Source organism: Enterobacter sp. BNK-13 (assembly GCF_048685015.1).
Classification (GTDB): domain Bacteria; phylum Pseudomonadota; class Gammaproteobacteria; order Enterobacterales; family Enterobacteriaceae; genus Enterobacter; species Enterobacter quasiroggenkampii.
Genome location: NZ_JBLQTP010000001.1, coordinates 3,993,655 through 4,020,626 on the forward strand (window position 1 = coordinate 3,993,655; position 26,972 = coordinate 4,020,626).

At 57.3% G+C, this 26,972-nt stretch carries 25 protein-coding genes; 10 read left to right on the top strand and 15 right to left on the bottom strand.

The window, feature by feature from the left end; genetic code table 11:
* Positions 1-77 precede the first annotated feature (77 nt).
* Positions 78-1,451: a siroheme synthase CysG gene (gene cysG / locus ACMGGQ_RS19365; protein ID WP_196365610.1), complete on the top strand. Its 1,374-nt coding sequence runs from the start codon at positions 78-80 to the stop codon at positions 1,449-1,451.
* A 137-nt stretch (positions 1,452-1,588) separates the two neighbouring features.
* Complete coding sequence (locus ACMGGQ_RS19370; protein WP_008503029.1) at positions 1,589-1,759, top strand: YhfL family protein; 171 nt, start codon at positions 1,589-1,591, stop codon at positions 1,757-1,759.
* A 143-nt stretch (positions 1,760-1,902) separates the two neighbouring features.
* Here the strand turns inward: ACMGGQ_RS19370 and trpS are convergent, their stop codons facing one another.
* The 12 genes from trpS to pilM form a co-directional block, all read right to left on the bottom strand.
* Positions 1,903-2,907: a tryptophan--tRNA ligase gene (gene trpS, locus ACMGGQ_RS19375; RefSeq protein WP_045909329.1), complete on the bottom strand. Its 1,005-nt coding sequence runs from the start codon at positions 2,905-2,907 to the stop codon at positions 1,903-1,905.
* Positions 2,900-3,661, bottom strand: coding sequence for a phosphoglycolate phosphatase (gene gph / locus ACMGGQ_RS19380; RefSeq protein ID WP_167214943.1), 762 nt, complete (start codon positions 3,659-3,661; stop codon positions 2,900-2,902). The genes trpS and gph overlap by 8 nt, the downstream gene beginning before the upstream one ends.
* Positions 3,654-4,331 carry a ribulose-phosphate 3-epimerase gene (gene rpe, locus ACMGGQ_RS19385; protein WP_008503032.1) on the bottom strand — a complete coding sequence of 226 codons (678 nt, stop codon included), beginning with the start codon at positions 4,329-4,331 and terminating at the stop codon, positions 3,654-3,656. The genes gph and rpe overlap by 8 nt, the downstream gene beginning before the upstream one ends.
* Before the next feature lie 41 nt (positions 4,332-4,372).
* The gene (gene dam / locus ACMGGQ_RS19390; RefSeq protein WP_045909331.1) at positions 4,373-5,185 is read right to left on the bottom strand and encodes an adenine-specific DNA-methyltransferase; all 813 of its coding nucleotides are present in this window, start codon (positions 5,183-5,185) and stop codon (positions 4,373-4,375) included.
* 67 nt (positions 5,186-5,252) lie between these two features.
* Positions 5,253-6,554, bottom strand: a complete 1,302-nt coding sequence (gene damX / locus ACMGGQ_RS19395) for a cell division protein DamX (RefSeq protein ID WP_048027685.1) — start codon at positions 6,552-6,554, stop codon at positions 5,253-5,255.
* A 92-nt stretch (positions 6,555-6,646) separates the two neighbouring features.
* A complete protein-coding gene (gene aroB, locus ACMGGQ_RS19400; protein ID WP_024907920.1) occupies positions 6,647-7,735 on the bottom strand; it encodes a 3-dehydroquinate synthase in 1,089 nt (362 codons plus the stop codon).
* Between the two features lie 57 nt (positions 7,736-7,792).
* Positions 7,793-8,314: a shikimate kinase AroK gene (gene aroK / locus ACMGGQ_RS19405; RefSeq protein WP_003861630.1), complete on the bottom strand. Its 522-nt coding sequence runs from the start codon at positions 8,312-8,314 to the stop codon at positions 7,793-7,795.
* Positions 8,315-8,600: 286 nt separating this feature from the next.
* Positions 8,601-9,839 (bottom strand): DNA uptake porin HofQ, encoded by a 1,239-nt coding sequence (hofQ, locus tag ACMGGQ_RS19410; protein WP_045909333.1) that lies wholly within the window; start codon positions 9,837-9,839, stop codon positions 8,601-8,603.
* A complete protein-coding gene (locus ACMGGQ_RS19415) occupies positions 9,751-10,155 on the bottom strand; it encodes a HofP DNA utilization family protein (RefSeq protein WP_045909334.1) in 405 nt (134 codons plus the stop codon). Before ACMGGQ_RS19415 ends, hofQ begins: the two co-directional genes overlap by 89 nt.
* Positions 10,145-10,600 carry a hypothetical protein gene (locus tag ACMGGQ_RS19420; RefSeq protein WP_045909335.1) on the bottom strand — a complete coding sequence of 152 codons (456 nt, stop codon included), beginning with the start codon at positions 10,598-10,600 and terminating at the stop codon, positions 10,145-10,147. The genes ACMGGQ_RS19415 and ACMGGQ_RS19420 overlap by 11 nt, the downstream gene beginning before the upstream one ends.
* Before the next feature lie 3 nt (positions 10,601-10,603).
* Entirely contained in the window at positions 10,604-11,098 is a 495-nt protein-coding gene (locus ACMGGQ_RS19425; protein ID WP_045909336.1) for a PilN domain-containing protein, read from the bottom strand.
* The gene (gene pilM, locus ACMGGQ_RS19430) at positions 11,095-11,871 is read right to left on the bottom strand and encodes a pilus assembly protein PilM (RefSeq protein WP_045909337.1); all 777 of its coding nucleotides are present in this window, start codon (positions 11,869-11,871) and stop codon (positions 11,095-11,097) included. The genes ACMGGQ_RS19425 and pilM overlap by 4 nt, the downstream gene beginning before the upstream one ends.
* A gap of 120 nt (positions 11,872-11,991) precedes the next feature.
* On the opposite strand from pilM, the gene mrcA reads away from it, so the two are divergent.
* Positions 11,992-14,544 (top strand): peptidoglycan glycosyltransferase/peptidoglycan DD-transpeptidase MrcA, encoded by a 2,553-nt coding sequence (gene mrcA, locus ACMGGQ_RS19435; protein ID WP_045909338.1) that lies wholly within the window; start codon positions 11,992-11,994, stop codon positions 14,542-14,544.
* 80 nt (positions 14,545-14,624) lie between these two features.
* On the opposite strand, the gene nudE is transcribed toward mrcA, so the two are convergent.
* Positions 14,625-15,185 carry an ADP compounds hydrolase NudE gene (nudE, locus tag ACMGGQ_RS19440; RefSeq protein WP_008503041.1) on the bottom strand — a complete coding sequence of 187 codons (561 nt, stop codon included), beginning with the start codon at positions 15,183-15,185 and terminating at the stop codon, positions 14,625-14,627.
* A 324-nt stretch (positions 15,186-15,509) separates the two neighbouring features.
* Here nudE and ACMGGQ_RS19445 point away from each other — a divergent pair, with 324 nt between their 5' ends.
* From ACMGGQ_RS19445 to pckA, 5 genes are all read left to right on the top strand, one after another.
* Positions 15,510-17,645: an intracellular growth attenuator family protein gene (locus ACMGGQ_RS19445; protein WP_420290408.1), complete on the top strand. Its 2,136-nt coding sequence runs from the start codon at positions 15,510-15,512 to the stop codon at positions 17,643-17,645.
* Between the two features lie 66 nt (positions 17,646-17,711).
* Positions 17,712-18,395: a GMP/IMP nucleotidase gene (yrfG, locus tag ACMGGQ_RS19450; protein WP_048027692.1), complete on the top strand. Its 684-nt coding sequence runs from the start codon at positions 17,712-17,714 to the stop codon at positions 18,393-18,395.
* Positions 18,392-18,793: a ribosome-associated heat shock protein Hsp15 gene (hslR, locus tag ACMGGQ_RS19455; protein WP_420290409.1), complete on the top strand. Its 402-nt coding sequence runs from the start codon at positions 18,392-18,394 to the stop codon at positions 18,791-18,793. The genes yrfG and hslR overlap by 4 nt, the downstream gene beginning before the upstream one ends.
* Before the next feature lie 24 nt (positions 18,794-18,817).
* Positions 18,818-19,696 (top strand): Hsp33 family molecular chaperone HslO, encoded by an 879-nt coding sequence (gene hslO / locus ACMGGQ_RS19460; protein WP_023309492.1) that lies wholly within the window; start codon positions 18,818-18,820, stop codon positions 19,694-19,696.
* 359 nt (positions 19,697-20,055) lie between these two features.
* Positions 20,056-21,675: a phosphoenolpyruvate carboxykinase (ATP) gene (gene pckA / locus ACMGGQ_RS19465; RefSeq protein ID WP_196365619.1), complete on the top strand. Its 1,620-nt coding sequence runs from the start codon at positions 20,056-20,058 to the stop codon at positions 21,673-21,675.
* 66 nt (positions 21,676-21,741) lie between these two features.
* On the opposite strand, the gene envZ is transcribed toward pckA, so the two are convergent.
* A complete protein-coding gene (envZ, locus tag ACMGGQ_RS19470; protein ID WP_008503047.1) occupies positions 21,742-23,088 on the bottom strand; it encodes a two-component system sensor histidine kinase EnvZ in 1,347 nt (448 codons plus the stop codon).
* Complete coding sequence (gene ompR / locus ACMGGQ_RS19475) at positions 23,085-23,804, bottom strand: two-component system response regulator OmpR (RefSeq protein ID WP_001157751.1); 720 nt, start codon at positions 23,802-23,804, stop codon at positions 23,085-23,087. The genes envZ and ompR overlap by 4 nt, the downstream gene beginning before the upstream one ends.
* Positions 23,805-24,032: 228 nt before the next feature.
* Between ompR and greB the strand changes: the two genes are divergently transcribed.
* Both greB and ACMGGQ_RS19485 read left to right on the top strand, forming a co-directional pair.
* Positions 24,033-24,506, top strand: coding sequence for a transcription elongation factor GreB (gene greB / locus ACMGGQ_RS19480; RefSeq protein WP_008503048.1), 474 nt, complete (start codon positions 24,033-24,035; stop codon positions 24,504-24,506).
* Between the two features lie 88 nt (positions 24,507-24,594).
* Complete coding sequence (locus tag ACMGGQ_RS19485; protein WP_420290410.1) at positions 24,595-26,925, top strand: Tex family protein; 2,331 nt, start codon at positions 24,595-24,597, stop codon at positions 26,923-26,925.
* Positions 26,926-26,972: the final 47 nt, after the last annotated feature.

The following is a 26,972-nucleotide window of genomic DNA, read 5'->3' on the forward strand; positions in this document are numbered from 1 at the left end:
ACCGTATGTTCTGTACGATTCCTGCTGTTATCCTGACGTCAATTCTTCCCCCGCCATGAATGCTGTGAGGTAACGTCGTGGATCACCTGCCGATTTTTTGTCAATTACGCAACCGCGACTGCCTGCTCGTGGGCGGCGGCGACGTGGCCGAGCGCAAAGCGCGCCTGCTGTTAGAGGCTGGCGCCCGCCTGACCGTGAATGCCCTGTCCTTCGCTCCCCAGTTTGAGGTTTGGGCCCAGGAAGGGATGCTCACGCTGGAACAGGGCGCGTTTAATGAATCCCTGCTGGATACCTGCTGGCTGACCATTGCCGCGACGGATGACGATGAAGTGAACCAGCGCGTGAGCGACGCCTGCGAAGCGCGCCGTATCTTCTGCAACGTGGTGGATGCGCCGAAAGAGGCCAGCTTTATCATGCCGTCGATTATCGACCGCTCGCCGCTGATGATTGCGGTCTCGTCCGGGGGACGTTCGCCGGTTCTCGCGCGTCTGCTGCGGGAAAAACTGGAAGCCCTGTTGCCCCAGCATCTTGGCCAGATCGCGCATTATGCCGGGCAGCTGCGTTCACGCGTGAAGCAAACCTTCGCGACCGTGGGCGAGCGCCGTCGCTTCTGGGAAAAATTCTTTGTGAACGACAGGCTGGCGCAGTCGCTCGCGAATCAGGACACCAAAGCCGTTGAAGAAACGACCGAACAGCTGCTGAGCGAACCGCTGGACCATCGCGGCGAAGTGGTGCTGGTGGGCGCAGGCCCCGGTGATGCGGGTTTGCTGACGCTGAAAGGGCTACAGCAGATCCAGCAGGCCGATATTGTGGTGTACGACCGTCTGGTGTCCGATGACATCATGAATCTGGTCCGTCGCGACGCCGACCGCGTCTTCGTGGGCAAACGGGCGGGCTACCACTGCGTGCCGCAGGAGGAGATCAACCAGATCCTGTTGCGCGAGGCGCAGAAAGGTAAACGCGTAGTGCGCCTTAAGGGCGGCGATCCGTTTATTTTTGGTCGCGGCGGCGAGGAGCTGGAAACCCTGTGCGACGCCGGCATTCCGTTCTCTGTCGTGCCCGGCATTACGGCGGCGTCCGGCTGTTCAGCGTACTCTGGCATTCCGCTGACCCATCGCGACTACGCTCAGAGCGTGCGTCTGGTGACGGGTCACCTGAAGACCGGCAGCGAGCTGGACTGGCATAACCTGGCCGCCGAAAAGCAGACGCTGGTGTTCTACATGGGGCTCAATCAGGCCGCCACGATTCAGGCGAAGCTGCTGGAGCACGGTATGAATGCGGATATGCCCGTCGCGCTGGTCGAAAACGGCACCGCCATTACGCAGCGCGTGGTGGATGGCGTGCTGACGCAGTTAGGCGAGCTGGCGCAGCAGGTTGAAAGCCCGGCGCTGATTGTGGTAGGTCGCGTGGTTGAACTGCGCGACAAACTGAACTGGTTCTCGAATCACTAACGCATATTCTCCCTTCCTGGAGTAGTCCTTAAGCGGACTACTCCCCTCTTACGCCTACCGATAACATACCGCCTGCATAGTGGAACTTTTCCATTTATTCCCTCGTATTACATCCATTTTTTAGACAAGGAATGCATATGTTCAAACTGGCAAAAGCCGCCGTTCTGGTTGGCCTGTTATCGACGCTGACGGCCTGCACCGGTCACGTACAGAACACCAAAAATAATTGCAGCTACGATTATCTGCTGCACCCGGCGATCTCCATTTCGAAAATCATCGGTGGTTGCGGCCCGGCAGCGCAGCAGTAAGTGTTTTACAGGCGTAAAAAAACCGGGATGTCCCGGTTTTTTAGTTTTGGAGAGTGTGTTTTTTGTCGGGTGGCGGCTTTGCCTTACCCGACCTACACGATCCTGTAGGCCGGGTAAGCGTTAGCGCCACCCGGCAAGCAGACTCAAGGCTTCGCCACAAACCCAATCGCGTTGTACACCGCTTTCAGGGTTTCGGACGCGCGCGCGCTGGCTTTTTCCGCGCCCTCTTTCATCACTTTCTGCAGGAAAGCTTCGTCGTTACGGTAGCGGTGATAACGCTCCTGCAGCTCGGTCAGCATGCCGGAAACGGCATCTGCCACTTCGCCTTTCAGGTGGCCGTACATCTTGCCTTCGAAGTGTTTTTCCAGCTCTGGGATGCTCTGGCCAGTGACGCCGGAGAGGATATCGAGCAGGTTGGAGACGCCCGCTTTGTTCTGCACGTCGTAGCGCACAACAGGCGGCTCGTCGGAATCGGTCACCGCACGCTTGAGTTTTTTCACCACCGATTTCGGATCTTCCAGCAGGCCGATAACGTTGTTGCGGTTATCGTCAGACTTGGACATCTTCTTGGTCGGCTCCAGCAGCGACATCACGCGCGCGCCGGACTTCGGAATGAAAGGCTCAGGCACTTTAAACACATCGCCGTAGATCGCGTTAAAGCGCTGGGCGATATCGCGGCTCAGCTCCAGGTGCTGCTTCTGGTCTTCACCCACCGGCACCTGGTTGGTTTGATACAGCAGGATGTCCGCCGCCATCAGCACCGGATAGTCAAACAGACCGGCGTTGATGTTTTCAGAGTAGCGCGCGGATTTATCCTTGAACTGCGTCATGCGGCTCAGCTCGCCGAAATAGGTGTAGCAGTTCAGCGCCCAGCCCAGCTGCGCATGCTCCGGCACGTGAGACTGAACGAAGATGGTGCTCTTCTCTGGATCAATACCGCAGGCCAGATACAGCGCCAGGGTGTCCAGCGTGGCTTTGCGCAGCTTCTCAGGATCCTGACGCGCGGTAATCGCATGGAGATCGACGATGCAGTAAATGCAATGGTAGTCATCCTGCATGCTGACCCACTGACGTAACGCACCCATGTAGTTACCAATGGTCAATTCACCTGAAGGCTGTGCGCCACTAAAAACGATGGGCTTAGTCATTATTCAATTCCTGATGTTCACTGTGCGAAAGCCCGAGTGCGGGCAACAAATCTTTGAAGTGGTCGAAAACGACGTCCGGCTCACTCAGCGTGATGGCTTCACCGTAGTTGTAGCCATAGGTTAACCCCACGGAAGGACACCCGGCCGCGCGGGCAGCCAGAATATCATTGCGTGAATCGCCGACAAAGAGCAGCTCCGCAGGCGTTAAGGATAATTTTCCTGCCACCAGCAGCAGCGGTTCCGGATGAGGCTTTTTGTTTTGCACATCATCGCCGCCCACAATGACGGAGAAATACTTCGCGATATCGAGCGCGTCGAGCAGCGGTGCGACAAACGGCGTGGGTTTGTTGGTCACCAGACCCAGCGGGATGCCCTTCGCGTGCAGCGCACTCAGCGTTTCCTGAACGTCCGGGAACAGGAAGCTGCCCTCCTCGACGGTCTCTTCATAGAAACGATCGAACAGTTTGCGCAGAATACGCAGCTGCTCTTCCTGCGGGATGTCCGCGTGATCGACGCTCGGTTTCCCCTGGGCGGAACGCTGTGACGCACGCTCCTGACGCGCCCACGTCAACGCGCGCTCCATCAGAACATCGGCGCCGTTGCCAATCCACGTAACGACACGCTCTTCACCCGCAACGGGGAGTTCAAGTGCATACAGCGCCTGGTCAACGGCGCTCGTTAAGCCCGGCGCGCTGTCAACCAGCGTGCCGTCGAGGTCGAATGCCACACCCCGAATAGCCTGTAATTTATCCATGACTTACCTTCGCCAGCTCGCGGCGCATTTCATCGATGACTTTTTTGTAATCCGGTTGGTCGAAAATGGCTGAACCGGCAACGAACATATCCGCGCCTGCCGCCGCAATTTCACCAATGTTATTCACTTTCACGCCGCCGTCCACTTCCAGACGAATATCGTAGCCTGACTCGTCAATACGACGGCGGACTTCACGCAGCTTATCCAGCGTGTGAGGAATGAATGACTGGCCGCCAAAGCCCGGGTTAACGGACATCAGCAGGATCACGTCCAGCTTGTCCATGACATAGTCGAGATAGCTCAGCGGCGTGGCCGGGTTAAACACCAGACCCGCTTTACAGCCGTTCTCTTTGATCAGCTGCAGCGTGCGATCCACATGTTCAGAGGCTTCCGGATGGAAGGTGATGATGCTGGCACCCGCCGCGGCGAAGTCAGGCACGATGCGGTCAACCGGTTTCACCATCAGGTGAACGTCGATCGGGGCGGTAATGCCATAGTTACGCAGCGCCTTGAGCACCATCGGACCGATGGTCAGGTTTGGAACGTAGTGGTTATCCATCACGTCGAAATGGACGACATCCGCGCCAGCTGCCAGTGCGTTGGCAGTGTCTTCACCCAGGCGGGCAAAATCGGCCGACAGAATTGAGGGAGCAATCAAAAACTGTTTCATCCGCTTCTCCTTGAAATGTGTTTACCGGCGGGCAAAACGGCTCAGGGGCGATAAAGAGCCAGGAGTTCGTCCACCTTTTTACGTGTGCCGCCGTTGCTGCTAATGCTACGCCGCACCTTAACCTGAAAATGCTTCGCGGCTTTGTACCATTCGCGCGTATCAGGCGTGTCGTGATTCGAAATTAACACCGGAATTCTTTTGCTGACCAGCTTTTCCGCCATCTCCGCCAGGCGCGCCTGCTCGGCAGGGCTGAAGCTGTTAGTGTGATAGGCGGTGAAGTTCGCCGTCGCAGACAGCGGCGCGTATGGCGGGTCACAGTAAACCACCGAATTGACGCCAGCCAGCTCCATACACTCTTCATAGGAGAGGCAATGGAACTCCGCGTTCTGTGCTTTTTCGGCAAAGTGATACAGCTCATCCTGTGGGAAATATGGGCGCTTATAGCGGCCAAACGGCACGTTAAATTCCCCACGAAGATTATACCGGCACAGGCCGTTGTAACCATGCCGGTTGAGATAGAGGAACAGCAGGGCTCTGCGGAACGGATCCTGGCTCTGGTTAAACTCCGCGCGGAACTGGTAGTAAACGTCCGGGTTATTGTTCTCGGGCGTAAACAGTTTGCGCGCCTCGGCGACATACTCATCGGTACGCAGCTTAACGATGTTATAGAGGCTGATAAGGTCGCTGTTGATATCCGCCAGGATATAACGAGAAAAATCGGTGTTGAGGAACACCGATCCCGCACCCACGAAAGGTTCGATAAGGCACTCGCCTTTAGGCAGGTGCTTTTTAATATCATCGAGCAGGGGGTATTTCCCCCCTGCCCATTTCAGAAAAGCGCGATTTTTTTTCATGCTGACTAACTGATTACACCTTCTCCGGCTGTGGAGAAAGCTCCGACAGCATCCTGCGCTTCAAACATTACTTCAGATCGGCCTGAACCTGATGAATCGGCTTCGCCCATGGGTTCTTCGCCTGAACGTCAGCTGGCAGCGCCGCTACGGCACGTTTTGCTTCATCTTTGGACGAATAAACACCGCTCACCAGCACATACCACGGCTGACCGTTACGGGTCGTCTGATAAACAACGTAGTTTTTCAGATTTGATTTCTTCGCCCAACTGTTGAGGTTGTCATAGTTAGACGAACTGCTCAGCTGCAGCGTGTAGTTGCTGGACGGCGCAGATTTCAGCGATCCAACGTTGCCAGCCGTTTTACCTGCCGCGCTGCTGGAGGCTGTTGCCGTCGCTGCTGGCGCCGCTGTGGCAGCCGGTGCTGTGGTGGTCGCCGTGGCTTTCGGCGCAGTCTGCGTGACGGGCGCTTTAGCAGGCTCGCTCACCGCAGCCGTTTCAGTGTGTTTCGGCTGCGCCGGAACAGCTTTCACTTCAGGCGCCTTCACCACTGCCTGAGGTTTGGTTTCACGCTTAGGCTCAATCACCGCCTGCTTACGTTCAGGACGTGTCGCAGTCTGCGTCTGGCGCGGCTTGGTTTCCGTCGCAGCCGTTTGCGGCTGAGCGTTACCACCGCGAACCGGGGCAACGGTTGCAGGTTCAGTTGGCAGCGTAGAGTTAACCACGACGTTATCAACCTGCTGCTGGTTCTGCGGCTGCGTCAGCGCATTGTTCAGGTCTCCCTGAACTTCCACACGCTGCTGACCTTCAGGCGCAGCAGGTGCCTGACCCTGAGCAGGGGTTGAAGAAACAGGCGGCAGAGAAACATCCTGCGGCGCTGTGGTGTTCCCTGCGGTCTGCTCAGCAGAAGTGGCACCCGGCGCTGGCTGTGCACCATTCGCCTGGTCGGACGCATCGTTACCGGAAAGGTTGATGCTCTTCTCAGCGGAAGCCGTTTGCTCGGTTGTATTCGTTGACGGTGCTTTAAGCGCGGAGCCAATGCCGACAATCAGCAGCACAAGCACCAGAACGCCAAGGCCCATCATAATATACTGGCGGGAAGCCGGTTTTGGCGCAGCGGCTTTTTTACGTTTACGCGGGCGACGCTCTACAGGCTGTTCGTCCATTGAATCTTCTTCGGACTCATAATCCTCTTCTGCTCGCTCTTCGTGCGCGTTGCGGCTGCGCGAAGGACGACGATCGTCTGCATCCAGATCAACATCGTCAAAGTTGATCTGCGGCTCGTTATCACGTTCTGAAGATTGACGAGAACGACCAGTACGACGATCGCTGGGATCGGGTTTCAGCTCGTCTTCTGGTTTGAATTCATCCATTTAACACCCCACTCAAAGGCTTATGCCAACGACTTTGCATTTCACCTGAAGCTAAACGACCACCTGCGACAGTGGCCTGACCTTTCTAGTTGTTACGCCTGCTGACAGTCAGCGATAGCGCCAAGAACGACATCGTGCGGCACTCCGCCGCGTACTTCACTCTTCCCTATTGCAAGCGGGAGTACAAGGCGCATCTCACCTGCCAATACTTTTTTATCGCGCATCATGTGGGGTAAATACGCTTGCGCCGACATCTCCTGCGGCCCGGTCACCGGCAAACCAGCACGCTCAAGTAGCGCAATGATACGTGCCGTCTCTTCCGGTTTGAACTGTCCGAGACGTTCAGAGGTGCGGGCAGCCATCACCATGCCAGCCGCGACGGCTTCACCGTGCAGCCAGTTGCCGTAGCCCATTTCGGCTTCAATCGCGTGACCAAACGTATGCCCAAGATTCAGTAAAGCACGTAAGCCCGTTTCACGCTCGTCTGCGGCAACAACTTCTGCTTTCAGCTCACAGCAACGACGAATGCAGTATGCCAGTTTTGCCTCATCGAGGCCCAGCAACGCATCCATATTCTCTTCAAGCCAGCTAAAGAACTCACCGTCCAGAATAATGCCGTATTTGATCACTTCCGCCAGACCCGAAGCCAGTTCGCGCTTCGGCAGCGTTTTCAGACAGTCGAGATCCACCACCACCGACGCGGGCTGGTAGAACGCGCCAATCATGTTTTTACCGAGCGGATGGTTCACTGCCGTTTTGCCACCGACAGAGGAGTCGACCTGGGACAGCAACGTGGTTGGGATTTGAATAAAACGGACGCCACGCTGATAGCTTGCGGCCGCAAAGCCGGTCAGATCGCCCACAACACCGCCGCCCAGGGCAAGCAGTGTTGTATCGCGACCATGCGGTTTTTGCAGCAATGCGGTAAAGACGGTATCCAGTACCGTCAGGCTTTTATACTGCTCGCCATCGGGGAGAATCACACTGTCGACTTTTACGCCCGCCTGCTCAAGCAGGTGGCGCACACGGTCAAGATAAAGCGGAGCCAGCGTCTCATTGGTGACCAGCATCGCCTGATCACCCGCTTTCAGTGGTAAAAAGGAAGCTGGGTCGTTAAACAAACCAGCCGCGATGGTGATAGGGTAACTACGTTCCCCGAGAGTAACTGTAATCCTCTCCATGACGCGACATCCACCTTTAATGCTTTTACCCGCAGGCGAGTGTATATAAAGCCAGAATCAGTTGCTTTCCAGCATATGAATAATCTGGTTTGCAACCACTTTAGCGCTCTGGTCGTCAGTACGAATGGTCACATCAGCAATCTCTTCATACAGCGGATTGCGTTCATCGGCCAACGCTTCCAGAACTTCGCGTGGTGGCGTTTCAACCTGCAGCAGCGGGCGCTTTTTATCGCGCTGCGTACGTGCCAGCTGTTTCTCAATGGTCGTCTCAAGATAGACCACTACGCCACGGGCGGAGAGACGGTTGCGGGTTTCGCGAGATTTCACAGAGCCGCCGCCTGTTGCCAGAACGATGCCCTGTTTTTCCGTGAGTTCGTTGATCACTTTTTCTTCTCGGTCACGGAAACCTTCTTCGCCTTCTACGTCGAAAACCCAGCCCACATCAGCTCCGGTTCGTTTCTCAATCTCTTGATCAGAATCGTAAAATTCCATATTGAGTTGTTGAGCTAACTGACGCCCAATAGTGCTTTTGCCGGCACCCATAGGCCCAACCAGAAAGATATTGCGTTTCTCTGCCATTTTATCGGTACTACTAAGACTATTCGTTAATGGTAATCCCCGCTTCGCAGACACCCGGCGTAGCAGGACATGAACTGAAACCTCATATGCAATAGAGCGAGAGTCAGACTAAAAATTATCTCAATACTCCGGCTTGTTTGGCAACTGATTAAATCACCGCGCCGGGCGCATAAGGTAATAAGACGTAAGTCCAACTCAAATCGGTACTCCTTGTATGCTAATTCATGCCCCACGTCAAACATCTGCAACAAACTGAATGCAAAATCATTGCGGGGATCGTTACCCGTCAGCGAATACCGACCAGACGTGGTGTAATAAACACCACTAATTCACGCCGTTCGTTGTCTTTCCCGTCATGACGAAAAAGCGACCCAATCCAGGGGATGCTTCCCAGGCCGGGTACGCTGTCACTGCCGGTTTTGTTCTTCTGGGAAAAAATTCCGCCCAACGCCAGCGTTTCTCCACTTTTTACCTCCACCTGGGTTTCTATCTCCTGCTTGTCGATAGCCAGCGTTTCGCCATCGGCCTGCTGCAGAACCTGTCCCGGCATATTTTCGCTGATGTGTAGTTTCAGGCGCACGCGTCCCCCCGGTAAGACCACCGGTGTGACCTCCATACCGAGTACCGCCTCTTTAAACTCAACGGAGGTGGCGCCGCTTTCCCCGCTTGAGACCTGATACGGAATCTCGCTGCCCTGCTTGATACTGGCCGGTTGCCCGTGCGAGGCCAGCAGCCGCGGGCTGGCGATGATATCGACCTGCTGTTTTTGCTCCAGCGCTGAGAGCTCCAGATCCAGCAGCCGACCATTGATCCTCCCGATATTAAAACCCACGTGGCTGGCGGCGCTGGCGACGGAAAGATCGCTGCCCAGCGTCGTGAGCTGTCCAACCTTGCCCGCGTCGGTCGCGTCGGCGAGATTCCACTTCACCCCCAGCTCACGCAGGCTTTTTTCGTTAATGGTCACAATATGCGCCGCCAGCTCGACCTGCTCGATGGGAATATCCATCTGGGCGGCCCAGCGCTGCAGCGTTTCCACCACCGTCTGGTTATCGCGGATCAGCAGACGGTTGGTACGCGTGTCGACAGACAAACTCCCCTTTGGGCTCAGGAGTTTTTCCGCGGCTTTTTGCAACTCCCCGGCGTCGGCATAGGAAAAGGGAATGCCCTGCGTGACCAGCGGGGCATCAAGCTGTCGACGCGCCTGTTCCTGCTCTGAACGCTCCCGCTGCTCACGCTGCCAGGCCGCGGTATGCACATAAAAAATGCCGCCTTCCTCGCGCAAGACGAGTCCGGCACTGGTGACAACCGTCCGTAACGCCTGCCGCCAGGGGACACGCGTCAGGTTTAGCGAAAGCGTGCCGCTGACATCAGGCGATACCACCAGATTACGGTTCTCCTGTGCGACCAGGGCCTGTAACACCTGAACCACAGGAACGTCATCCACCACCAGCGTGACCGGTTTTGGCTCGGCGGCCCACAGGGGATGGCTGAACGCCAGCAGCCACAGCATTATCCGTAAATTCATTTTTGTCCGTTCCTTCTCGTTGCCACGTCCATTTTCCCGGGTCACAGGTGTCACCCACATCAACTGCCAGCTCCGCTGCATTGATGGCTGTTATCCTCCAGCCTGCCGGGAAGCGCTCATGCGTTTTCAGCCGGTACCAGCGCTTTTGCCCATCCTGTAAAATGCCGATAGTCTCCTGCCCTTCCACCATGCCGCGAAAGTGCCACTGCGCCAGCTCGCCAATGGCGCAAGGATCGTCCGGGGGACGAAACGGATCGCGCATACCGGTTAATAGCAGCACTGAGCAAACCAGCAAAAATCGCGCGCTATTCCGCATGTTCCAGCTCCAGCCGCAGGCGTAACGCCGAACCTTGTGGCGAAATCGTGAAAGCCGCGATCTGCACATCCTGCTGTGCCAGCCGGGAAAAAAGTTCCGGAATGGCCTGCCACTCCGCATCCAGCGCCAGCTCCCCTCCATTTTGCAGCGGCTTCCAGTGAACCAGCGTCGTCTCATCGCCCTGAAAATCGAGGGGGGAGAACGGCGTCAGCGCCCGTGCTTTTACAGCGTCCGGACGAAACGGCACCTTTCTGACGGCAGGCCATAACGCCGCGTTCGTCCTCACATCTTCAATCAGCTGGCGTTGTTGTTCAGCACACTGCTTGTCTACCGGTCTGAGCAACGACCCCCACGCGACCAGTCCTGCAAGGAGACTCCCCAGGCACCAGCAGAGTACCCGATGCCGGGAACGGCTTTCGCACCAGCGTTCTACCAGGGTATTCACGCCTTACTCCTCGCTTTTGAGATGCAGCGTAAACAGCCAGTGCCCCCGGCTATCCTGTCGAAGCTCGCCCGCCGTCCCGGACGTAAAGCCCGCGAGTTGTCCCAGCCCATCGCGCAGGGCAGAGAGGGCCGGCAGGGTGAGGGCATAACCGGTCAATATCAGCGCAGGCGGCTGATAGCGCAGCTCTGTCAGCCAGACCTGTGCCGGAATGGCGCTGGAAAGGGATTCCAGCACCGGTTGCCATGCGCGTCGTTGCAGGGTCTGCACGGGCATTTGCGCCTGTGCGGTCAGTCTTTGTCGGGCGACAAGCGCGTGCTGCACGGACTGCATTCCCGTCAGATCCGTTTGCAGCGCGCGCAGCCTCACGAGCTGGTTCATCCGCAGACAGAAAAAGACCACGAACAGCAACAGCACTGTGCCGACACACATTGCGCCCCAGAAACGCAGGCATCGCGTACGCCGCTGCTGTCGCCAGGGCAGAAAGTTCAGGATGCTCATTCGGGCACCTCGCTCATGGCCAACGCCAGCGCGACGGTATAATCAGCGCCACATTCCGGCAGCGGAGCCTGGCAGCGTGCCAGGATTTCCCACGGATCACGTCGGCGATCAAACAGCGCGATATCATTCGGCCCCAGGGCCAGCAGCGCCGCCAGTTCGGCCACGTTTTCTGCTTCAGTAGTTAAGCGGCGTCCCCACTGGTGGCGCATCGCCCAGAGCCACTGCCGATCGTCCCGCCAGGCGACGCACTGCGCCGGTGCCAGCGCAGGAAGAAGATTCGTCAGCGCGCTGGCATCCGGGGTAATGGTCACCAGCCGCAAACGCAGCGTTTTCGCCAGCGCCAGAAGGGTGTCGACCTCGTTGTTTTGTGCGGCCGTCACGTGAAAGGTATTGCTGAAAGTATCCTGCGCGTAATCGAAACAGAGCGTATCGGCAGACATCTCCAGTTCACGGGCGAGCGCGGCGCCAAGCCATGAGAGCTGATCGCTGTCGCGCAGCGCAACGGTTGGACGGGGAAGTGACCGCTGCAGGGTGCGTGCTGCCGGGAAAGAGAGGAACACCCGATGGGCGTGCGGCAGCGTTTTTCGCCAGTCGCGTAACGCATCAACCAGCTGTTCTGGCTGACAAATTTTGCCGTCACGAATGATGTCTTTGGCCAGCGGGATTGCCCACCAGCGCCGCAGGCGCCAGCAGGACTTCTCCCGGGCCAGCGCCACGATCAGCACCCTATCCTGTTGAATATGAACGCCCGTTTGCCATGTTTTGAAGGCCATGCTTCACGATCTCCTTATCGCCCGTCGCCCTGACGGCTATATCAATGAATCAGGCTTGCCTTTATACTACCGCGCGATTGTTTAGAAACTGCCCAAGTGAAACCAAATGGGAAATCTCCGGTGAAGTTCGTAAAGTATTTATTCATCCTTGCAGTCTGTTGCATTCTGCTGGGAGCAGGCTCGATTTACGGTTTGTACAAATATATTGAGCCACAGCTACCTGATGTCGCCACGCTTCGCGATGTGCGTCTCCAGATCCCGATGCAGGTCTATAGCGCCGATGGCGAGCTCATGGCGCAGTATGGCGAGAAGCGTCGTATTCCGTTGACCTTAAACCAAATCCCCCCGGTGATGGTGAAAGCCTTTATCGCCACGGAGGACAGCCGTTTTTACGAGCACCACGGTGTCGATCCGGTGGGGATTTTCCGTGCCGCGAGCATTGCGCTGTTCTCAGGTCACGCCTCTCAGGGGGCGAGCACCATTACGCAGCAGCTGGCGCGTAACTTCTTCCTCAGCCCTGAAAAGACGCTGACCCGTAAGATCAAAGAGGTGTTCCTTGCGATCCGTATTGAGCAGCTGCTGAGCAAAGACGAGATCCTTGAGCTGTACCTCAACAAAATCTACCTGGGCTACCGTGCCTATGGCGTGGGGGCGGCCGCGCAGGTGTACTTCGGTAAGCCTGTTGAGCAACTCACGTTAAGCGAAATGGCCACCATCGCCGGTTTGCCAAAAGCGCCGTCCACGTTTAACCCGCTCTACTCGCTCGACCGCGCCACTGCCCGTCGTAACGTCGTCCTGTCACGTATGCTGAGCGAAGGCTATATCAGCCAGAGCGAGTATGACCAGGCGCGCAACGACGTCATTGACGCTAACTACCACGCCCCGGAGATCGCCTTCTCAGCGCCTTACCTGACCGAAATGGTTCGCCAGGAGATGGTGAATCGCTATGGCGACAAGGCCTATGAAGATGGCTATCGCGTGTACACCACCGTCACCCGTAAAGTGCAGCAGGCGGCGCAGGAAGCGGTACGCAACAATGTGATGGACTACGATATGCGTCACGGCTATCGCGGCCCGTCAAACGTGCTCTGGAAGGTGGGCGAAAGCGCGTGGGACAGCAAAAAAATCACCAGTACGCTGAGAGCGCTGCCTACCTACGGTCCGCTCCTTCCTGCGGTGGTGACGCAGGCCGATCCTCAGGAAGCCGTTGCAACGCTCGCGGACGGTACGTCCGTCTCCCTGCGCATGGACGGTATCCGTTGGGCGCGTCCGTACCGTTCGGATACCCTGCAGGGCGCCACGCCGCGTAAAGTGACCGATGCGGTACAGACCGGGCAGCAAATCTGGGTGCGCAAGGTCGGCGAATCCTGGTGGCTGGCGCAGGTGCCGGACGTCAACTCGGCCCTGGTTTCTATCAATCCGCAGAACGGCGCTGTACTGGCCCTGGTCGGCGGGTTCGATTTCAACCAGAGCAAATTTAACCGCGCCACCCAGGCGCTGCGTCAGGTCGGTTCCAATATCAAACCGTTCCTCTACACGGCCGCGATGGATAAGGGGCTGACCCTCGCCAGCATCCTCAACGACGTGCCAATCTCCCGCTGGGATGCGGGTGCGGGTTCCGACTGGCAGCCGAAGAACTCCCCTGCGGAGTATGCCGGCCCGATTCGCCTTCGTCAGGGTCTGGGACAGTCGAAAAATGTGGTGATGGTGCGTGCCATGCGCGCGATGGGCGTCGACTATGCCGCAGAGTATCTGCAGCGCTTCGGTTTCCCGGCGCAGAACATCGTTCGCACCGAGTCGCTGGCGTTAGGCTCAGCCTCCTTTACGCCGCTTCAGGTCGCGCGCGGATACTCGGTGATGGCCAACGGCGGCTTCCTGATTGACCCGTACTTCATCAGCAAGATCGAGAACGATCAGGGCGGCGTGCTGTTCGAGGCGAAGCCGAAAATTGCCTGTCCTGACTGCGATATTCCGGTCATTTATGGCAATACGCCGAAATCCGAGGTGCTTGAGAATAAGGACATGGAAGACCCTGCCGTGTCGCAGGAGCAGCAGAACGGCGTGGTGCCGCAGCCGCAGCTCGAGCAGGCGAACCAGGCGCTGGTCGCGCAGACCGGCGCGCAGGAGTACGCCCCGCATGTGATCAACACGCCGCTGTCGTTCCTGATCAAGAGCGCGCTGAACACCAATATCTTCGGTGAGCCAGGCTGGCAGGGTACCGGCTGGCGCGCAGGGCGCGATCTGCAGCGCCATGATATCGGCGGTAAAACGGGGACAACCAACAGCTCGAAAGACGCGTGGTTCTCCGGTTACGGTCCCGGCGTAGTGACCTCGGTCTGGATCGGCTTCGACGATCACCGCCGCGATTTAGGACGTACCACGGCATCCGGCGCGATTAAAGATCAGATTTCCGGCTACGAAGGCGGCGCGAAGAGCGCGCAACCGGCCTGGGACGCCTACATGAAGTCCGTTCTTGAAGGCGTGCCGGAGCAGCCGCTGACGCCACCGCCGGGCGTGGTGACGGTCAATATCGACCGCAGCACGGGCCAGCTCGCCAACGGCGGTAACAGTCGCGAAGAGTATTTCATTGAGGGCACGCAGCCAACCACACAGGCGGTGCACGAGGTGGGTACAGAGATTATCGATAACGGCGAAACGCACGAGCTGTTCTAAAAATAAAAATGCCCGGTCAAAACCGGGCAAAGCATCATAGGCCGGGTAAGGCGAAGCCGCCACCCGGCTTTTTTTATGGCCTACAGTCGCCCCTGCCCCTTCAACCACTCCCGTACCAGGAACAGCGCGCTCACATTGCGAGCCTCATTAAAGTCAGGGTCTTCCAGCAGATCCATCAGGTGCGCCAGCGGCCAGCGAACCTGCGGCAGCGGCTCCGGCTCATCCCCTTCCAGCGATTCAGGATAGAGATCTTCCGCCACCACGATATTCATTTTGCTGGAAAAATAGGACGGCGCCATGCTCAGTTTTTTCAGGAATGAAAGCTCATTCGCCCCGAAGCCCACCTCTTCTTTCAGCTCGCGGTTGGCCGCTTCAAAGACGGTTTCACCCGGGTCGATGAGCCCTTTCGAGAACCCAAGCTCGTAAGATTCCGTTCCCACCGCGTATTCGCGGATCAAAATCAGATGATCGTCGACAATCGGCACAATCATCACCGCTTCGCGCGACGAGGGGCGCATACGTTCATAAACGCGACGCACACCGTTGCTGAACTCCAGATCCACACTTTCGACATTAAACAGGCGCGATTTGGCGACAGTTTCAACATTCAGAATGGTGGGTTTTTGTAGTGGTTTGCTCATCTTGATGGGTCTTAGCAGTGAGAACTGGGGTTATTGTGCGATACGCCGCACGGTTTCGGCAATGTCAATTGTTCTTTATTTACATTTATGCAACGTATTTGGGATCAATCCTCAATTCAAAACAAATGTCAAGAGGTTGAAATGTTTCCAGGAATTTGCTGATATCGCGCCATAACAGGCTTTGCTATCATCACCGGTCACTGGGATGCGCTTCAGAATGCTCAAGTTCGACTCCATACTTGCCGATAGCCAACCACAGACACTCATTCAATGTAAAGGTGCTACTGACTACACCTGTAAGAAGATAAGTAAGATGGGGAAAGCATGAGCACCATTTTGATTGTTCTCGCTGCTATGCTGGCCGGCGCATTGGTTGCAGGGTGGTTGTACAGGCGTCGCGTACAGCGACGTTATCGTCTGCCCTTTTTAAATGCATTTGCGGGCGCGACCACGCGTAAACTCACGCAAGAAGAGCGCGATGCAGTTGAAAACTATCTCGAAATCCTGAACCGTTCTCAGCTCACGCCTGGGCCAACGGGAGCCACCACTGCGCCCGTCGCGCTAAAGCTTAATGCGCAAAGTGACACCGTGCTCTGCGTGACGCGTTCCATCACGCGCTACGGCATTACCACTGATGACCCCAACAAATGGCGCTATTACCTGGATTCCGTCGAAGTGCATCTGCCTCCGTCATGGGAGCAATACATTAATGACGAAAACAGCGTTGAGCTGATTCACACCGATTCGTTGCCTCTGGTTATCTCGCTTAACGGCCACACGCTGAATGAATATCTTCAGGAAGCCCCGCGTTTTGCGCTGGAACGCGCCAGTTCAACACAGGCCTCCATTCGTGGCGAAGAGACAGAGCAGATTGAACTGCTGAACATTCGCCAGGAAACCCATGAAGAGTACGCCCTGAGCCGACCGGACGGTATTCGTGAAGCTCTGCTGATCGTCGCCGCTTTCCTGCTCTTTTTTATCTGCCTGCTGACGCCGGATGTGTTTGTCCCCTGGCTGGCGGGCGGTGCGGTGCTGCTGCTGGCGGGCGGACTTTGGGGGCTCTTTGCTCCACCGGCCAAAACCTCGTTGCGCGAGATCCACTGCCTGCGTGGTACGCCAAAGCGCTGGGGTCTGTTCGGTGAAAACGATCAGGAACACCTCAACAATATCTCGCTCGGAATTATTGACCTGATCTACCCGCGCCACTGGCAACCGTGGATTGCGCAGGACCTGGGCCAGAAAACCGATATTGATATCTACCTTGACCGCCACGTTGTGCGTCAGGGGCGCTTCTTATCCCTGCATGATGAAGTGAAAAATTTCCCGCTTCAGCACTGGCTTCGCAGCACGGTCATTGCCGGAGGCGCGGCGCTGGTCTTAGTCATGCTGCTGCTCTTTGTGCCGCTGGATATGCCCATCAAATTCACCCTGTCGTGGATCAAAGGGGCGCAAACCATTGAAGCGACAAGCGTCAACAAGCTGGATGAAGCCGGTGTCCGCGTGGGGGACACGCTGCGCCTGAAGGGAACCGGGATGTGTAATATTCACACGCCGGGGGCGTGGAACACGCGCCAGAACTCACCGTTCATGCCGTTTGATTGCTCGCAAATTATCTGGAACGACGCACCGCCGCTGCCGCTGCCGGAATCCGAAGTGGTGAATAAAGCCACGGCCCTTACCCAGACGGTTAACCGCCAGCTGCATCCGAAACCGGACGATGATTCGCGCGTCAGCCCCGCGCTGCGCTCGGCCATTCAAAAATCAGGCATGGTTCTGCTGGATGATTTTGGTGACATCGTTCTGAAAACGCAGGATCTCTGTTCTTCGCAGGATGAGTGCATACGTCTTAAAAATGCCCTGGTAAACCTGGGGAACAGTAAAGACTGGGACTCGCTGGTGAAACGCGCCGAAGCGGGACGGCTGGATGGCGTCAACGTGCTGCTGCGTCCGGTGAGCGCTGAATCGCTGGATAACCTGGTCGCCACCTCCACGTCGCCGTTCATGATGCGTGAGACCACCCGAGCGGCTCAGGCGCTGAACAGCCCGGCACCGGGCGGGTTTGTGATTGTCAGCGATGAGGGCAGCGACCTGGTCGATCAGCCTTATCCGCAGGTTGCGCTTTACGACTACCCGGCGCAGGAGCAGTGGAGTCAATTCCAGCGCCTGGCGCAGATGCTGATGCAAACGCCGTTCAGTGCCGAAGGGATCGTCACAAGCCTCTACACCGACGCCAACGGCACTCGCCATATCGGTCTGCACCGGATGCCGGATAGCGCAGGGCTATGGCGTTACATCGGCACCTCTCTGCTGATGACCGCAATGCTGATCGCCATTTTCTGGAACGCCTTTATGGCCCTGCGCCGCTACCAGCGCTCGCGCACCCGGCTTGCCGAGATCCAGCAATATTACGAAAACTGCCTCAATCCTAAGCTGATCCCCTCCTCTGAGAGCCTGATCTGATAACCTCGTTGCGCGACAAGATGTGCTACCCTGTCGCGCACGTTTCTTCTGGCTGGAGTTCCCCTTATGCATCTTGATATCGCCTGGCAGGAGGTTGATACCGTTCTGCTGGATATGGACGGCACGCTGCTCGATCTCGCCTTTGATAACTATTTCTGGCAAACGCTGGTTCCAGAAACCTATGGCGAGCAGCAGGGGATCTCCCCGGCAGAAGCGCAGGCATTCATTCGTTCGCAATATAGTGCCGTGCAACATACGCTAAACTGGTACTGTCTTGACTACTGGAGCGAGCGCCTCGGTCTGGATATTTGTGCCATGACCACCGCCCAGGGTCCACGCGCCGTGCTGCGCGAGGATACGGTTCCGTTCCTGGACGCGCTGAAAGCAAGCGGCAAGCGCCGCATTTTGCTGACCAACGCGCATCCCCATAACCTGGCCGTGAAGCTGGAGCATACGGGTCTGGCATCACACCTTGATTTATTACTTTCCACCCACACATTTGGTTATCCGAAAGAGGATCAGCGGTTGTGGCATGCGGTGAAGGAAGAGACGGGTTTGCAGCCGGAACGCACGCTGTTCATTGATGACAGCGAACCCATTCTGGATTCCGCGGCTAAGTTTGGCATTCGCTATTGTCTGGGCGTCACCAATCCTGACTCTGGCCTGGCTGAAAAAAGCTATCTGCGCCATCCGGGACTGAACGACTATCGCCAGATGATCCCCTCACTGACCGTGAAGGAGAGGCCATGAAAGAAAAACCCTCTGACGGGGTAAGACTGGATAAATGGCTGTGGGCGGCGCGTTTTTATAAGACGCGCGCCCTTGCCCGCGAGATGATTGACGGCGGAAAAGTGCATTACAACAGCCAGCGCAGCAAACCAAGCAAGCTGGTTGAGCTGAATGCCACCTTAACGCTGCGTCAGGGCAACGATGAACGTACGGTAGTGATTAAAGCCATTACCGAACAACGACGGCCGGCAGCCGAAGCCGTACTGCTTTATGAAGAGACGGCGGAAAGCATAGAAAAGCGCGAGAAGACCGCGCTGGCGCGCAAAATGAATGCGCTGACCATGCCCCACCCGGACCGGCGACCGGACAAAAAAGAGCGCCGCGATCTGATGAAATTTAAACACGGTGAGACCGAGTAACCCTCACCTGCACGAGAGACTATTATGGCCCAACACGACCAATTACACCGCTATCTGTTTGAACAATTCGCCGTGCGCGGCGAGCTGGTCACCGTATCCGAAACCTGGAAACAGATTCTGGAAAACCACAACTACCCGCTGCCGGTGAAGACCCTGTTGGGTGAACTGCTGGTTGCCACCAGCCTGCTGACGGCGACGCTGAAATTTGCCGGTGATATCACCGTGCAGCTGCAGGGTGACGGCCCGATGACGCTGGCGGTCATCAACGGCAATAACCAGCAGCAGATGCGCGGCGTGGCGCGCGTTCAGGGCGACGTGCCTGAGAATGCTGACCTCAAAACGCTGGTGGGTAATGGCTACCTGGTGATCACCATCTCCCCAGAGGAAGGTGAGCGCTATCAGGGCGTGGTGGGTCTGGAAGGCGATACCCTCGCAGCCTGCCTGGAAGATTACTTCATGCGTTCTGAACAGTTGCCGACTCGCCTGTTCATCCGCACCGGTGAAGTAGACGGCCAGCCTGCTGCGGGCGGGATGCTGCTGCAGGTTCTGCCTGCGCAGGACGCGCAGACCAATGATTTTGAGCACCTGGCGACGCTGACCGAAACCATCAAAGCGGAAGAGCTGTTCAATCTGTCGGCGACCGACGTGTTGTGGCGTCTGTACCACGAAGAAGAAGTGACCGTTTACGACCCGCAGTCTGTGGAGTTTAAGTGCACCTGCTCCCGCGAGCGCTGCGCTGGCGCACTGAAAACCCTGCCGGATGAAGAGATCGACAGCATCATGGCGGAAGACGGCGAAATTGATATGCACTGTGACTACTGCGGTACGCACTATGTGTTCAATTCGATGGATATCGCGGAGATCCGCAATAACGCCTCCCCGGCGGATCCGCAGGTTCACTAAACCTCTCTTCCCCTCACCTTAACCTTCTCCCCAAGGGGAGAGGGCTGGGTTGAGGGGCAAAAAAACCCACCCAAGCTGAATCGTTTTCCCAATGTAACTCTTACGTAATTTTCTTACGTGTATGCGATTACATTCACATTCTCTCCGATAAAATCACCAGCCTTTAACCTTTTCGGAACATTTTCCCCAACCAAAAAGCGATTCCTGCGATAATCCGCCTGCGCTGTGACTGGAGTCGCAGCGTTTTCCGTTAGTAAGGGTTTTGTCCAGATGCGTGAATCTATGAGCCCCGTCGCGGTAAACAACCTCAGAAAAACCCTACAATTTCAGGCAGTACATATTGGCTAAGGAGCAGTGATATGCGTGTTACTGGTTTAACCCCGCAAGATCTCAAGGCTTATGGTATTCACGACGTCCAGGAAGTCGTCTACAACCCCGACTACGATACGCTGTATCAGGAAGAGCTCAATCCAGCACTGGAAGGATACGAGCGCGGTGTGTTGACGAATCTTGGTGCTATCGCCGTCGATACAGGTATCTTTACCGGTCGTTCGCCGAAAGATAAGTATATCGTCCGAGACGAAACCACCCGCGATACGCTGTGGTGGGCTGACAAGGGCAAAGGGAAGAACGACAACAAACCGCTCTCTCCGGAAACCTGGCAGCACCTGAAAGGGCTCGTCACCCATCAACTTTCCGGCAAGCGTTTGTTTATTGTCGACGCTTTCTGCGGCGCTAACGCCGACACCCGTCTCTCCGTACGTTTTATCACCGAAGTGGCCTGGCAGGCGCATTTCGTGAAAAACATGTTTATCCGTCCAACCGACGAAGAGCTGCAGGACTTCACCCCTGATTTCATCGTGATGAACGGCGCGAAATGCACCAACCCACAGTGGAAAGAGCAGGGTCTGAACTCCGAAAACTTTATTGCCTTCAACCTGACCGAGCGTATCCAGCTGATCGGCGGTACCTGGTACGGCGGCGAAATGAAGAAAGGGATGTTCTCGGTCATGAATTACCTGCTGCCGCTGCGGGGCATCGCCTCCATGCACTGCTCGGCTAACGTCGGTGAAAAAGGCGACGTGGCGGTCTTCTTCGGCCTTTCCGGCACCGGGAAAACCACCCTGTCTACCGATCCAAAACGTCGTCTGATTGGTGATGACGAACACGGCTGGGATGACGACGGCGTATTCAACTTTGAAGGCGGCTGCTACGCGAAGACCATTCGCCTGTCTGAAGAGGCCGAGCCGGATATCTTCCACGCGATCCGTCGCGATGCGCTGCTGGAAAACGTCACCGTGCGTGCCGACGGCTCCATTGACTTCGACGATGCGTCGAAAACGGAAAACACCCGCGTCTCTTATCCGATCTACCACATCGACAATATCGTGAAGCCGGTGTCTAAAGCGGGTCATGCCACGAAGGTTATTTTCCTGACGGCGGATGCGTTCGGCGTGCTGCCTCCGGTGTCTCGCCTGACGGCCAGCCAGACGCAGTACCACTTCCTTTCCGGTTTCACCGCCAAGCTGGCGGGTACCGAGCGCGGCGTGACGGAGCCAACCCCAACCTTCTCCGCCTGCTTCGGCGCAGCCTTCCTGTCGCTGCACCCGACGCAGTACGCTGAAGTGCTGGTGAAACGCATGCAGGCATCCGGTGCGCAGGCATACCTGGTGAACACCGGCTGGAACGGCACCGGCAAACGTATCTCCATCAAAGATACCCGCGCCATTATCGACGCCATTCTGGATGGTTCTCTGGACGACGCCGAAACCTTCACTCTGCCGATGTTTGACCTGGCGATCCCAACGTCGCTGCCGGGTGTGGATACGCATATCCTCGACCCGCGCAATACGTACGGTTCGCCGGAGCAGTGGCGTGAGAAAGCGGAATCGCTGGCGAAGCTGTTTATCGAGAACTTCGAGAAGTACACCGATACCCCGGCGGGTGCTGCGCTGGTGAGTGCGGGTCCAAAACTGTAGTCCATGTCGGGTGGCGGCTTCGCCTTACCCGACCTGTAAAAAAGGGTGGCTCGAGCCACCCTTTTTTCAACTCTCTTTCACCTGCCCCCGCGTCACCGGAACCGGCAACCAGGCGCGAATACTCAACCCACCCCGCTCGCTGGTACCAATCTCCAGCAACCCGTTATGGTTATCCACAATACGCTGCACAATCGCCAGGCCTAAGCCCGTACCGCTGGTGCTGCGCGCGCTGTCGCCGCGCACAAACGGCTGGAACAGATGCTTACGCTGCTCGGGCTTGATGCCCGGACCGTCGTCTTCCACCTGGAACCAGGCGCGGTTGAGCTCAGACCCGCTGCTGACCTTAATCCAGCCGTTGCCGTAGCGCGCCGCGTTAACCACCATGTTGGCCACCGCGCGCTTAATGGAGAGCGGGTGCATGCGTACCTGGATCTCGCCCGCCTGAAGGTCGGTATCAATTTCACGCTCGTAGCCGCTTTCCGCTGCCACCACTTCGCCCAGCACCGCGTTCAGATCCGCCATCTCCATCGGCATCTCCTGACCGGTGCGCAGGTAGTCGATGAACTGCTCGATGATGGCGTTGCACTCTTCGATATCCTTGTTGATGGACTCGGCGAGATAACCGTCCTCTTCTCCCATCATCTCCGTCGCCAGACGGATACGCGTCAGGGGGGTGCGCAGGTCATGGCTCACGCCCGCCATTAGCAGCGTACGGTCATCCGCCAGCTGCTTCACGCCTGCCGCCATATGGTTAAACGCACGCGTCACCGAGCGGACTTCCGAGGCGCCATACTCGCGCAGCGGAGGAGGAATAATGCCTTTACCGACCTGCAGCGCCGCGTGCTCCAGGTCGACCAGCGGTCGGTTCTGTATACGGATAAACAGCCAGGCCCCGCCTATCGCCAGCAGCATAATCGCCAGGGTATAGCGGAACAGCGGCGAGAAATCGCCCTGATGGATTTCGGTCAGCGGGACGCGCACCCAGATGTTGGGTGACAGCCAGGTTTTCAGCCAGACGACGGGCGAGCTTTTGTTGACCTCAACGCGCACTTCCGTCGGGCCGCCCAGCTGTTGCGCCATCTGCTGGCTGAGGAATTCATAGTGCTGCGCCCAGCGCAGGCCCGCGTCTTCCGCCGCTTCATTCGAGTAGAGCGAGATGCCCAGTTCACGGTAGATTTCACGACGAAACGCCGGGGGAACGACGAGCTGCGTGCCGTCCTCCAGCTGCAGCTTATCGGTCATCAGCATACGCACTTCGTAGGCCAGGACCTTATTGAACTGCTGGAGGCTCGGCAGGATCGCAAAGTTCAACACCACCAGGTAGGTCGTCACCAGGCTGACGAACAGCAGGGTGACGATCAGTAACAGGGTGCGGGCAAACGAGCTTCGCGGCGAGAAGCGCATTCGCCTCATGCTTTAGAGCCGTCCGGGACGAACACGTAGCCCAGACCCCATACGGTCTGAATATAACGAGGATGCGCCGGATCTTCTTCCACCATGCGGCGCAGGCGGGAGATCTGCACGTCGATAGAGCGTTCCATAGCGGAGTATTCGCGACCGCGCGCCAGGTTCATCAGCTTGTCACGAGAAAGCGGTTCACGCGGGTGGCTGACCAGCGCTTTCAGGACCGCAAACTCGCCGCTGGTGAGCGGCATTGGCTCGTCTTCACGGAACATTTCGCGCGTGCCGAGGTTCAGCTTGAACTTGCCGAAGGCAATAACGGCTTCTTCCTGCGACGGCGCGCCCGGCAGTTCGTTCGCCTGACGACGCAGCACGGCGCGAATGCGCGCCAGCAGTTCACGCGGGTTAAACGGTTTTGGAATATAGTCGTCGGCACCGATTTCGAGGCCCACGATACGGTCAACTTCTTCGCCCTTCGCCGTCACCATGATGATCGGCATCGGGTTGCTCTGGCTGCGCAGACGGCGGCAAATAGAAAGCCCATCTTCGCCAGGCAGCATCAGGTCGAGAACCATCAGATGGAAAGATTCACGGGTCAGCAGACGGTCCATCTGCTCAGCGTTCGCGACGCTACGAACCTGGAAGCCCTGCTCGGTCAGATAACGTTCCAGCAGCGCACGCAGGCGCATGTCGTCATCCACGACCAGAATTTTGTAGTTTTCTTGCATTGTGTGTACTCCCAAAGGTTCGGATAGTCTTTGTAACAGCGTATTCTAAAAAAGTGCACGTATTCGACCAGTTAATTCTGGTATAAATTCTAGTCGAAATTGTTACAAAGCATATTTAACAGCAGCTTATCTGTTCATTTCATCACATAAATCATTATTAATCCTGTCTGTTACACTGTGTGGTACGTATTGTGCGCAAAACAGAGAACCGGCAGCAAAGGCAGCACCATGAAAACGCCCCTGATCACCCGCGAAGGGTACGAGAAACTCAAAAAAGAGATGGATTTCCTCTGGCGCGAAGAGCGTCCTGAGGTAACCAAAAAGGTGACCTGGGCCGCGAGCCTGGGCGATCGCAGCGAAAACGCTGACTACCAGTACAACAAGAAGCGGCTGCGCGAAATTGACCGCCGGGTACGCTATCTGACGAAATGCCTCGAAAATCTAAAAATTGTCGATTACTCCCCGCAGCAGGAGGGCAAAGTGTTCTTCGGCGCGTGGGTGGAGATTGAAAACGACGACGGTGACACCCTGCGCTTTCGCATTGTCGGCTACGATGAAATTTTTGGTCGTAAGGATTACATCTCCATCGACTCGCCGATGGCCCGCGCGCTGCTGAAAAAGGAAGTGGGCGATCTGGCCGTCGTGCAGACCCCAGCCGGAGAAGCCAGCTGGTACGTTAATGAGATCGTCTACGTAAAATAGTCCGAGAGCGCCCTCCCCGGCTGGCATTTTGCCGTGTCAGCCCGTATAACTATCCCCTGATTTTTTCGACTCAACAGATGATAAAGCCATGATGAAAGATTCGCTCTGCCGCATTATTGCGGGTGAACTTCAGGCCAGAGCCGAACAGGTAGAAGCTGCCGTTCGCCTGCTTGATGAAGGGAACACCGTGCCGTTTATTGCACGCTATCGTAAGGAAGTCACCGGCGGTCTGGATGACACGCAGCTGCGTAACCTGGAAACCCGTCTCGGTTATCTGCGCGAACTGGAAGAACGTCGTCAGGCGATCCTCAAATCCATCGGCGAACAGGGCAAGCTGACCAGCGAACTGGAAAACGCCATCAATGGCACCCTGAGCAAAACCGAACTCGAAGACCTCTATCTGCCGTACAAGCCGAAGCGCCGTACGCGCGGACAGATTGCGATTGAAGCGGGTCTTGAGCCGCTGGCCGACCTGCTGTGGAACGAACCGTCCCACGATCCGGATACCGAAGCGGCGAGATTCATCGACGCCGACAAAGGCGTAGCGGACACCAAGGCCGCCCTCGACGGCGCGCGCTATATTCTGATGGAGCGCTTCGCCGAAGACGCTGCCCTGCTCGCCAAAGTGCGTGATTACCTGTGGAAGAACGCCCACATCGTCTCTACCGTCGTCGCGGGTAAAGAGGAAGAAGGCGCGAAATTCCGCGACTACTTCGATCACCACGAACCGATTTCCACCACCCCTTCCCACCGCGCGCTGGCAATGTTCCGCGGCCGCAACGAAGGCGTGCTGCAACTCTCCCTGAACGCCGACCCGCAGTTTGACGAGCCGCCGAAAGAGAGCCACTGCGAGCAGATCATCATCGACCATCTCGGCCTGCGCCTGAACAACGCCCCGGCTGATAGCTGGCGTAAAGGCGTGGTGAGCTGGACCTGGCGCATCAAGGTGCTGATGCACCTCGAAACCGAGCTGATGGGCACCGTGCGCGAACGTGCTGAAGATGAAGCGATTAACGTCTTCGCCCGCAACCTGCACGACCTGCTGATGGCCGCCCCTGCTGGCCTGCGCGCGACCATGGGTCTCGATCCGGGTCTGCGTACCGGTGTAAAAGTCGCTGTCGTTGACGGCACCGGCAAGCTGGTCGCCACCGACACCATCTATCCGCACACCGGCCAGGCAGCGAAAGCGGCCGTCGTGGTGGCGGCGCTGTGCGAAAAATACAACGTCGAGCTGGTCGCCATCGGCAACGGTACGGCGTCCCGCGAAACCGAGCGTTTCTATCTCGACGTGCAGAAGCAGTTCCCGAAAGTGACGGCACAGAAAGTGATCGTCAGCGAGGCCGGGGCGTCCGTCTATTCCGCGTCCGAGCTGGCGGCACAGGAGTTCCCGGACCTGGACGTTTCCCTGCGCGGCGCGGTCTCGATCGCTCGCCGTCTGCAGGATCCGCTGGCGGAACTGGTGAAGATCGATCCTAAATCGATCGGCGTGGGCCAGTATCAGCACGATGTGAGCCAGACTCAGCTGGCGCGCAAGCTGGATGCGGTCGTGGAAGACTGCGTAAACGCCGTTGGCGTTGACCTGAACACCGCCTCCGTTCCTCTGCTGACCCGCGTGGCGGGCTTAACCCGCATGATGGCGCAGAACATCGTCGCCTGGCGCGACGAGAACGGCCAGTTCCAGAACCGTCAGCAGTTGCTGAAGGTAAGCCGTCTGGGGCCAAAAGCGTTTGAGCAGTGCGCGGGCTTCCTGCGCATCAACCACGGCGATAACCCGCTCGATGCCTCCACCGTTCACCCGGAAGCGTATCCGGTGGTGGAACGCATCCTGGCCGCTACCCAGCAGGCGCTGAAAGATCTCATGGGCGACAGCAGCGCCCTGCGCAACCTGAAAGCCGTCGATTTCACCGACGACAAATTTGGTGTGCCAACCGTTACCGACATTATCAAAGAGCTGGAAAAACCGGGCCGCGATCCGCGTCCTGAGTTCAAAACCGCGACCTTTGCTGACGGTATCGAGACCATGAACGACCTGCTGCCAGGCATGGTGCTGGAAGGTGCGGTGACTAACGTCACCAACTTTGGCGCGTTCGTGGATATCGGCGTGCATCAGGATGGCCTGGTCCATATCTCATCCCTTGCCGACAAGTTCGTTGAAGACCCGCACACCGTGGTCAAAGCGGGCGACATCGTGAAGGTCAAAGTGCTGGAAGTGGACCTGCAGCGCAAGCGTATCGCCCTGACCATGCGTCTGGACGAGCAGCCGGGTGACACCAACGCGCGCCGCGGCGGCAATGTCGGTGGCCGCGAGCAGCAGCGTCCGGCCGCGAAAGCGGCAAAACCGCGCGGGCGGGATGTCCAGCCTGCAGGCAACAGCGCGATGATGGATGCGCTGGCGGCCGCGATGGGTAAAAAACGCTAAGGTCATAAATGCCCGGTGGCGCTGCGCTTACCGGGCCTATGGTTTTG